This is a genomic window from Isobaculum melis, assembly GCF_900111355.1.
Classification (GTDB): domain Bacteria; phylum Bacillota; class Bacilli; order Lactobacillales; family Carnobacteriaceae; genus Isobaculum; species Isobaculum melis.
In genome coordinates, this window is record NZ_FOHA01000034.1 from 1 (window position 1) to 9228 (window position 9228).

Sequence of the window (9228 nt, forward strand, 5' to 3'; positions counted from 1 at the left end):
AACTGAGTTAATACCAAATGAAAATTACAATGGTTCATAAGGTTCTCCAATTATAATCGGAAGATAAAAACCTTAAATATAATATACAAGGAGTTTATGCTCTTGTCTCTTTATATTGTGCTATTTATTATTGGTTCTTATTTTCTTGGAAATATCAATGGCGCCTATCTTGTCACAAAAATAAAAACGGGTCAGGATATTCGTCAATTAGGAAGCAAAAATGCTGGTGCCAGAAATACTGGACGCATGATTGGAAAAACAGGCTTTGTCATTACGGTGATAATTGATGCAATTAAAACGTTTTTGCCCTTATTTTTATCTGTTTACTTATTTGGTTATCATGATCTATTACTTATCTTAGTTGGTTTAGCTGTAATGCTTGGACATGTTTGGCCCATTACGCTTGGTTTTCATGGTGGAAGAGGGGTTGTTGTATTTTTAGCTACTACTCTTTTCATTGCTATCCAATCTTTTATTCCTTTAATTCTGATTGGTCTACTGACCTTCTCGATTGCAAGAAACTTTACAATTGCTGGTAGCATTGGCATGTTGAGTATCCCACTCTCCACCTATTTTTTACATCAGTCTATAATTTTAAGTATTGGCTTACTTATATTACTGTTATTTGTCTTTTATCTGCTTAGTCCCATGTTTGATAAAGTGCAACATGCTATTTTTAATAAAAATAGCATCAAAAAAACGGATAAAGCAAAATAAAAATAGCAGATTCTCTGATAAAAAGAGAGTCTGCTATTTTTTTATGGTTTATTCTTCAGTTTGATCTGTCTCTTCAATTGTTTCTACTTCAACAGCATCTGGTACTTCCTCTTGAGAAGATGGTGCTGCTGTTTCAAGTGGAACTGTAGCTTCTGCATCAGGTTCACGCTCTACTTTAGCCATTGTTGATACAATTGCATCATCATCAACACGGATTAAGCGAACACCTAATGTTGCACGTCCTGTTTGAGAAATGCTATCTACGTTAAAGCGGATAATAACCCCTTTATTTGTAATTAACATAACATCTTCTTCGCCATTTACTGTTGTTAAACCAGCAAGCGGTCCATTTTTCTCAGTGATATTGGCAGTTTTAATCCCCTTACCACCACGACCTTTAATTGGATAAGCAGATGCTTGGGTACGTTTACCGTAACCTTTTTCTGTAATCACTAAGACTTCAGAATTTTCTTCTAACATGTCCATGCCCACTACATAATCATCATCACGTAGACGAACTCCACGAACTCCACTTGCACTTCTACCCATATTACGAACAGAATTTTCATCAAAGCTAACTGCATAACCTAAATGAGTACCAATGATAATATTTTTTGAACCATCTGTTAATTTAACGTCCATTAATTCATCATTTTCTTTTAGCACAATTGCTTTTAGTCCATTACTTCGAATATTGGCAAAGGCACTAACATCTGTACGTTTAACCACACCTTTTAAGGTTGTGAAGAAGAGATAGTTTCCAGCTTGTGCTTCACCTTGGACATTAATAATCGCTTGAATTTTCTCACCTGAATCAATCCCTAATAAATTGATCACTGGAATTCCTTTAGCTGTACGTCCATACTCAGGAATTTCATATCCTTTAGCACGATATACTTTTCCTGCATTAGTAAAGAATAACAAGGTGTCATGAGTTGAGCATGAGACTAATTTTTCAATAAAGTCATCATCATGCATGCCCATTCCTTGAACACCACGTCCACCACGACGCTGTGCGCGGAATTCATTATTTGGCAAGCGTTTTACATATCCATTATGTGTTAATGTAATCACGATATCTTCTTGCTCAATTAAATCTTCATCTTCTAAACTTAAAACTTCTCCAACTAGTAATTCAGTACGTCTTTCATCACCAAATTTATCTTGAATTTCTTGAAGCTCAGTCGCAATAATTTCATGAACACGATGGCTACTCGCTAAAATATCTGCTAAGTCAGCAATTAATTCAACTAGACCTTTATATTCCTCTTCAATCTTATCACGTTCTAAACCTGTTAAACGTTGGAGACGCATATCAAGAATAGCTTGTGCTTGTTTTTCAGATAAGCTGTAATTTTCAATTAATGCAGCTTTCGCAATATCACCAGTTTTTGAACCACGGATAATACGGATAATTTCATCAATATGATCCAAAGCAATTCGTAAACCTTCTAAAATGTGCGCACGTGCTTCTGCTTTATTTTTATCGAAAATGGTACGTCTTCTAATAATTTCTTCTTGATGGACTAAATAATGCTCTAAAATCGCTTTTAAGCTTAGTACTTTTGGTTCTCCAGCTACAATTGCTAGCATGTTGAAACCAAATGAGCTTTGCATTGGCGTTAATTTGTATAGATTGTTTAAGATAACAGAAGCACTAACATCTCTTCTAACATCAATGACAATACGCATACCGTCTCTATCAGATTCATCATTTAAATCAGTGATACCTTCTATGCGTTTTTCACGAGCTAAGTCAGCAATTCTTTCAACTAGCTTCGCTTTGTTGACCATAAATGGTAATTCACTGACAATAATACGCTCTTTCCCATTTTTTAATTCTTGAATGTCGACTTTTGCACGAATTATAATTGAGCCACGACCTGATTCATAGGCACGACGAATCCCTGATTTACCCATTACTAAACCACCTGTTGGGAAATCTGGACCTGGTAGAGCTTCCATTAAATCGGCTGTTGTTGCATCTGGATTATCCATCAAAATTTGTAATGCTGAAATAACTTCAGTTAAATTATGTGGTGGAATATTGGTTGTCATCCCAACCGCAATCCCTGTTGCGCCATTCACTAATAGGTTAGGGAATCTTGCTGGTAATACTTTTGGTTCTCTTTCACTACCATCATAGTTATCTTGATAATCGACAGTTGATTTATTAATGTCGCGTAGCATTTCTAATGCCATTTTTGACATACGAACCTCTGTATAACGCATTGCAGCAGCGCCATCTCCATCCACAGAACCAAAGTTTCCATGACCATCTGCTAGCATATAACGATAGCTAAAAGGCTGTGCCATACGAACCATTGCTTCATAAATTGAAGAGTCACCATGTGGGTGATACTTACCCATTACATCCCCAACAATACGAGCTGATTTTTTATGCGCTTTATCAGGTGTTACTCCTAGTTCATGCATCCCATATAAAATACGGCGGTGAACAGGCTTTAATCCATCTCTTACATCAGGTAGCGCACGAGCTACAATAACACTCATTGCGTAATCTAAAAAAGAGGTGCGCATTTCTTTGCTTAAATTAATGTCAACAATATTTTTATCTGCCATTTCTCTTTTTTCCTCCTACCTAAATATCTAAATTCTTCACGTATTTTGCATTTTCTTCGATAAATTTACGTCTAGGTTCTACTTTATCCCCCATCAATGTTTCAAAAACAGCATCTGCTTCAATGGCATCTTCTGGTGAAACACGTAACATACGACGGTTTTCTGGATTCATTGTTGTTTCCCATAATTGTTCTGCATCCATTTCCCCAAGACCTTTATATCGTTGAATCACAGGTTTTGGACTCGCTGGAATCTCTTTTAGGTAGATTTCTAAATCTTCTTCTTTATCCAAGTATTTCACTGTTTTACCTTGACGTACTTGATACAATGGTGGCTGTGCAATATACACATAGCCAGCATCTACAACAGGACGCATATAGCGGTAGAATAAGGTTAATAGTAAGGTACGAATATGCGCACCATCGACATCAGCATCGGTCATGATAACTAATTTGTGATAACGTGCTTTAGATACATCGAATTCGCCACCAAAACCAGTACCCATCGCTGTAAATAGAGAACGAATTTCTTCGTTAGCTAAAATTTTATCTAAGGTTGCTTTTTCAACGTTTAGGATTTTCCCACGGATTGGTAAAATTGCTTGGAATAAACGAGAACGACCTTGTTTAGCTGACCCACCCGCAGAATCTCCTTCGACGATGAAAATTTCACTAATCGTTGGATCTTTACTTGAACAGTCTGCTAATTTACCAGGTAGGTTACTAATTTCTAAGCCACTCTTCTTACGTGTTACTTCACGTGCACGTTTTGCTGCAAGACGTGCTTTAGAGGCTAAAATCCCTTTTTCTACGACTCTTCTAGCCACCTGAGGGTTTTCCATTAGGAATTTGTCAAAGTGGGTTGAGAAGAGACGATCTGTGATTGTACGCGCTTCTGAATTACCAAGCTTTGTTTTTGTTTGTCCTTCAAACTGTGGATCAGGATGTTTAATTGAAACAACAGCTGTTAACCCTTCACGAACATCTTCACCAGTTAAGTTTTCTTCATTTTCTTTGAGTAATTTATTCTTTTTCGCATAGTCATTAATCACACGTGTTAAGGCTGTTTTGAAACCTGATTCATGAGTCCCACCTTCATAGGTATGAATATTATTGGTAAAACTCATTAAGTTTGTATGGTACCCATCTGTATATTGCATCGCTACTTCAACAATGACATCTTGCTGTTCACCTTCAAGGAAGATTGGTTCTTCAAATAAAACCGTTTTATTGCGGTTTAAATGCTCAACATAACTTTTAATCCCGCCTTCATAGTGGTACTCTCTTAACTCATCATTTTCACCGCGTTTATCTTCGATTGATAATTTTAAGCCACGGTTTAGGAAAGCAAGCTCTCTAACACGAGTGGCTAATTTTTCAAAATCAAATTCAACAGTTTCAGTAAAGATTTCTGGATCTGGAATAAAGTGGACAGTTGTCCCATGACGGTCTGTATCACCAATGACTTTTAAATCATCTACTACTTTACCTTGAGCAAATTCTTGATAATGAATTTTACCATCTTTATAGACTTTGACATCTAAGGTTGTAGATAGCGCATTTACAACGGATGAACCAACACCATGTAACCCACCAGAAACTTTGTATCCGCCACCGCCAAATTTACCACCAGCATGTAGGACTGTAAAAACTGTTTCAACAGCAGGACGGCCTGTTTTTTCTTGAATCCCAACTGGAATTCCACGGCCATTATCAATAACTGTAATACTATTATCTGCTTCAACAATGACATTAATTTCATCAGCAAATCCTGCTAAAGCTTCGTCAATTGAGTTATCGACAATTTCCCAAACCAAATGATGTAAGCCTTGTGCACTTGTCGCACCAATATACATACCAGGACGTTTTCTAACAGCTTCTAGTCCCTCTAAGACTTGAATCTGACTGGCATCATATTCTTTTGCTAATTCTGATAATTCTTTTGTTTCTTCTGACAATCTATTCACGCTCCAATTCTACATGCCCACCTGTAACAATAAATGTTTGCGGCTGATTTAAGACATGTTTTTTATTCTATATAAATTTATTCTTAAGAATTATTTTTAGAGACTAAAATGACTTTTTTCTAGAATTCTTTTAGCCACTTGAGGATTTTCCATTAAGAATTTGTCAAAGAGATTATAAAACAGACAATTTGTAATAGTACTCACATCAATTGAGTGTTTTATTCTATATTCTCCTACATACTTTGGATATTTGATAGAAATAACAGCTGTTAACCCCTCAAAAATTTTTTCAATGGTTAATTGTTTTTCATTTTCTTTGAGTAGTTTATTTTGTTTCGCATAATCATTGATTGCACGAGCAAAGGCTGTTTTGAAGCCAAACTCATGTAATCCCTCTTCATCTGTGTAAACATTATTCACGAAACTCATTAAATTACTGTGATTACCAGTTAGATATTGCATCACCACTTCAATCATAACTTTTTGTTGCTTCCCCTCAATAAAGATTAGCTCATCGAATAAAACAGTTTTATTAAGGTTTAAACACTCAACATAACTTTTAATCCCATCTTCATAGTGATATTCTCTTAATTTGTGAGCTTTACCACGTTTGTCTTTAATAGATAATTTTAAGTCACGATTTAGAAAGGCTAATTTATTCACACAATTTTTTAGTTTTTCAAAATCAAAAATGACTGTTTCTTTAAAAATTTCTGGATCTGGCACAAAATGAACTTTAGTTCCATGGCGCTCTGTATCACCCATCATAATCAATTCAGTCATTACTTTTCCTCGTGTAAATTCTTGATAGTGAATTTTACCTTCTTTATAAATTGTTACATCTAATTTTGTTGATAAAGCATTGACAACAACTACCGAATCACCAAAACAGAATGATGTAAAAACTGTTTCAACAGCAGGACGACCTGTTTTTTCTTGAATCCCAACTGGAATTCCACGTCCATTATCAATGACTGTAATACTATTATCTGCTTCAACAATGACATTAATTTCATCAGCAAATCCTGCTAAAGCTTCATCAATTGAGTTATCGATAATGTTCCAAACCAAATGATGTAAACCTTGTGCACTTGTATCGCCAATATACATACCAGGACGTTTTCTTACGGCTTCAGCCCCTTCTAAAACTTGAATTTGACTGATGTCGAATTCATTAGTTAATTTTGATGTATCTTTTATTCCCTCTGACAACGCTATTTGTCCTCCAATTCCACACAACCATTTGTAACAATAAATGTTCGCGGCTGACGTAAGACATGTTTTTTTATTCCATCTAAACTTGTTGTTGTTAAAAAAGTTTGTACTTTATCTTGAATGGCTGTCAGTAGATGCGTTTGTCTTTCATCATCTAATTCAGATAAAACATCATCTAAAAGTAAAATAGGATACTCTCCTACTTCATCATGAATCAACTCTATCTCAGCCAATTTGATACTTAAGGCAGTTGTTCGTTGTTGACCTTGTGAACCATATGTTTGAACATTTTGCTCATTCACAAAAAATAGTAAATCATCTCGATGTGGGCCATATAAGGTATTGCCTTGATCTAGCTCACGCTTTTTACCTTTTTCAAACTGGGTCATTAAATCTAGAAAAATCTGATCAACATCTTCCCAATTTGTTGCTTCAACACTTGGCTGATAACTAATTTTTAATACTTCTTTAGCTTGTGTAATTTCGTGATGAATAGGTGCTGCCCATTTTTCTAATTGCTTCACAAAAGACATCCGCTCTTTTAATAAGTGCGCGCCATGTGTGCTTAATTGCTCTGTTAGTACCTCTAAAAAAGTATGGTCATCACGCTTTCCAATCATCAGCTGCTTTAAATAATGATTGCGTTGTTTTAAAACATGTTGGTAATTTGCTAAATGATGAAGATAAATTGGACTAATTTGCCCGATTTCCATATCAATAAATCTTCTTCTAACTGAAGGAGAGCCTTTGACAATCGCTAAATCTTCTGGTGCAAATAAAATGACATTTAAATGACCGACATACTCACTTAGCTTACGCTGCTCTAGATGATTTAATTTGGCCTTTTTACCTTTAGAAGAAAGGAGAATTTCTAGTGGAAATTGTGTATTTTTCTTTTGAACACGTCCACTAATTTTAGCAAACTCCTTATGCCAAGCAATCAATTCTTTATCATTACTCGTACGATGACTTCTTGTCATAGCTAAAACATATATGGCTTCCATCAAATTGGTTTTGCCTTGTGCATTTTCACCTAGAAAAACATTGACTCCTTTTGAAAATTCCACATCGCAGGTTGCATAATTGCGATAATCCAAAAGACTCATTTTTTCTAAATACATGATGGGGGTTCCTCTTCACTTTTTTTATTACTTGCTGTAACAAAAAAAGTTCCTTCATCAGGAATTTCTACTTGCGAACCAGGGAAAATTTTCTTTCCACGACGATTTTCCATTTCACCATCTAAGAAAACAGTATGCTCGCTTAAATACCATTTTGCCATGCCACCGCTACTAATCACATCTATATGTTTGAGCAATTGCCCCAATGTGATAAATTCAGTATCGATTGTCACCATTTTTTTCATGTGCCTACACCTACTTTTCTCTATAAATGAATAGGTTTCAAAAGGGTTCTTAAAAGTGGTTACTTTTTCACCCCTATTGCTCTATTGTACCACTTTTTCAACTTTTTTTCAATTTGATTCTTAAATTTTAGGGGTTATTTGCGATTTTAAGCAAAATATCTCAAAACACCCTAAAAAAACTCAATTGCTCTTAAAATGGAAAATAAACCTATTTAAGGTAAAAATGCTTCATTTTTTCTGATAAAACTTCCTTACTAGGTAAGGCGTTGTAAGTATTGAAAAAAAATTTAGCCAAATTACGGATTTTTTCCCTATAAATATAATAGTAGAGGTTAGGAATGACGCGTTAGATTTCATTAAATTCTAATCTCTAAGAAAATATAGGATCAGAGTCGAAATGAATTCGAGTTGTATTATGGTTCTAAGATGGACAAAGGTTCAGAGTCAAACGATGTTTGATCTGTATCATTGTCTCTAAGGAAAGAAAATAAGGTTCAGAGTTGAACCATGTTCAATCTGTATCATGTTTCTAAGGATTAAAATCCTAAGAAGCATGACAAGAGGCAAAGAACTGGTTAGGTTCAAAGTTAAAATAAATTCGAGTTGTATTATATTTCTAAGATGGACAAAGGTTCAGAGTCAAACGATGTTTGATCTGTATCATGTCTCTAAGGATTAAAAATCCTAAGAGGCATGACATTTACAGTCTTTTCAAGTCTGTGCTACTATGTAATGAGTACCAAAAAATTAGAAACTTGAAAGGATGTTGTTGTTTATGAAAATGGCCCATACTTGTATCCGCGTCAAAGATTTAGAAGCTTCTTTAGCTTTTTATCAAAAAGCATTTAAATTTGAGGAAAGCCGTCGTCGTGATTTTCCAGAACATAAATTTAGCTTAGTCTATTTAACTTTACCAGGAGATCTTTATGAATTAGAGCTTACTTATAATTATGATCATGAAGCCTATGATTTAGGAGATGGCTATGGTCATATCGCCATTAGTGCTGAGGATATTGAAACGTTACATGCAGAGCATAAAAAAGCTGGCTTTAATGTAACAGATATGAAAGGTTTACCAGGAACACCCCCTTCTTATTATTTCATTACCGATCCAGATGGTTATAAAATCGAAGTCATTCGTCCGAAATATTAAACAAAATAAAAAAATGAGGGCGAGACAAAACGTTAACGTTTTGTCTCGCCCTCTTAAATTGCTTCTGAAAAACCATAAATTACCTCTATAGACGGTGCCCAAAAGGCAGGTTCGGTCTGCAATTGTCAAGAATCACTGTAAACGTAGTGAACAGATGCTGATTGATACCTACTACGCTACGCTTCGATCACAACAAATTTATAAGGTTCAGAGTCGAACAAGTTCGAT

The 9228-nt window shown here is 35.2% G+C and carries 6 protein-coding genes and 1 pseudogene; 2 read left to right on the top strand and 5 right to left on the bottom strand.

The window, feature by feature from the left end; translation table 11 throughout:
- Positions 1-102 precede the first annotated feature (102 nt).
- A complete protein-coding gene (locus BMW29_RS13620; protein WP_177165796.1) occupies positions 103-717 on the top strand; it encodes a glycerol-3-phosphate acyltransferase in 615 nt (204 codons plus the stop codon).
- A gap of 48 nt (positions 718-765) precedes the next feature.
- Here BMW29_RS13620 and gyrA read toward each other — a convergent pair whose 3' ends face one another.
- The 5 genes and pseudogenes from gyrA to yaaA all read right to left on the bottom strand — a co-directional run bounded on the left by gyrA (position 766) and on the right by yaaA (position 7847).
- Positions 766-3300, bottom strand: a complete 2535-nt coding sequence (gyrA, locus tag BMW29_RS13625; RefSeq protein WP_092654300.1) for a DNA gyrase subunit A — start codon at positions 3298-3300, stop codon at positions 766-768.
- Between the two features lie 19 nt (positions 3301-3319).
- Positions 3320-5257 carry a DNA topoisomerase (ATP-hydrolyzing) subunit B gene (gene gyrB, locus BMW29_RS13630; protein WP_092654302.1) on the bottom strand — a complete coding sequence of 646 codons (1938 nt, stop codon included), beginning with the start codon at positions 5255-5257 and terminating at the stop codon, positions 3320-3322.
- 123 nt (positions 5258-5380) lie between these two features.
- Positions 5381-6478: pseudogene (locus BMW29_RS13635) on the bottom strand (ATP-binding protein); the annotation flags it as partial.
- Positions 6479-6480: 2 nt separating this feature from the next.
- On the bottom strand, positions 6481-7602 hold the full coding sequence (recF, locus tag BMW29_RS13640; protein ID WP_092654304.1) for a DNA replication/repair protein RecF: 1122 nt from the start codon (positions 7600-7602) through the stop codon (positions 6481-6483).
- The gene (gene yaaA, locus BMW29_RS13645; RefSeq protein WP_092654306.1) at positions 7593-7847 is read right to left on the bottom strand and encodes a S4 domain-containing protein YaaA; all 255 of its coding nucleotides are present in this window, start codon (positions 7845-7847) and stop codon (positions 7593-7595) included. The genes recF and yaaA overlap by 10 nt, the downstream gene beginning before the upstream one ends.
- Positions 7848-8622: 775 nt before the next feature.
- Here yaaA and gloA point away from each other — a divergent pair.
- Complete coding sequence (gloA, locus tag BMW29_RS13650; protein WP_092654308.1) at positions 8623-9000, top strand: lactoylglutathione lyase; 378 nt, start codon at positions 8623-8625, stop codon at positions 8998-9000.
- Positions 9001-9228 lie beyond the last annotated feature (228 nt).

Excerpts from the sequence above, each read along its gene's own strand:
- yaaA (WP_092654306.1), bottom strand. The coding sequence starts at position 7,847 with ATGAAAAAAATGGTGACAATCGATACTGAATTTATCACATTGGGGCAA.
- gyrA (WP_092654300.1), bottom strand. The coding sequence starts at position 3,300 with ATGGCAGATAAAAATATTGTTGACATTAATTTAAGCAAAGAAATGCGC.
- gloA (WP_092654308.1), top strand. The coding sequence starts at position 8,623 with ATGAAAATGGCCCATACTTGTATCCGCGTCAAAGATTTAGAAGCTTCT.
- recF (WP_092654304.1), bottom strand. The coding sequence starts at position 7,602 with ATGTATTTAGAAAAAATGAGTCTTTTGGATTATCGCAATTATGCAACC.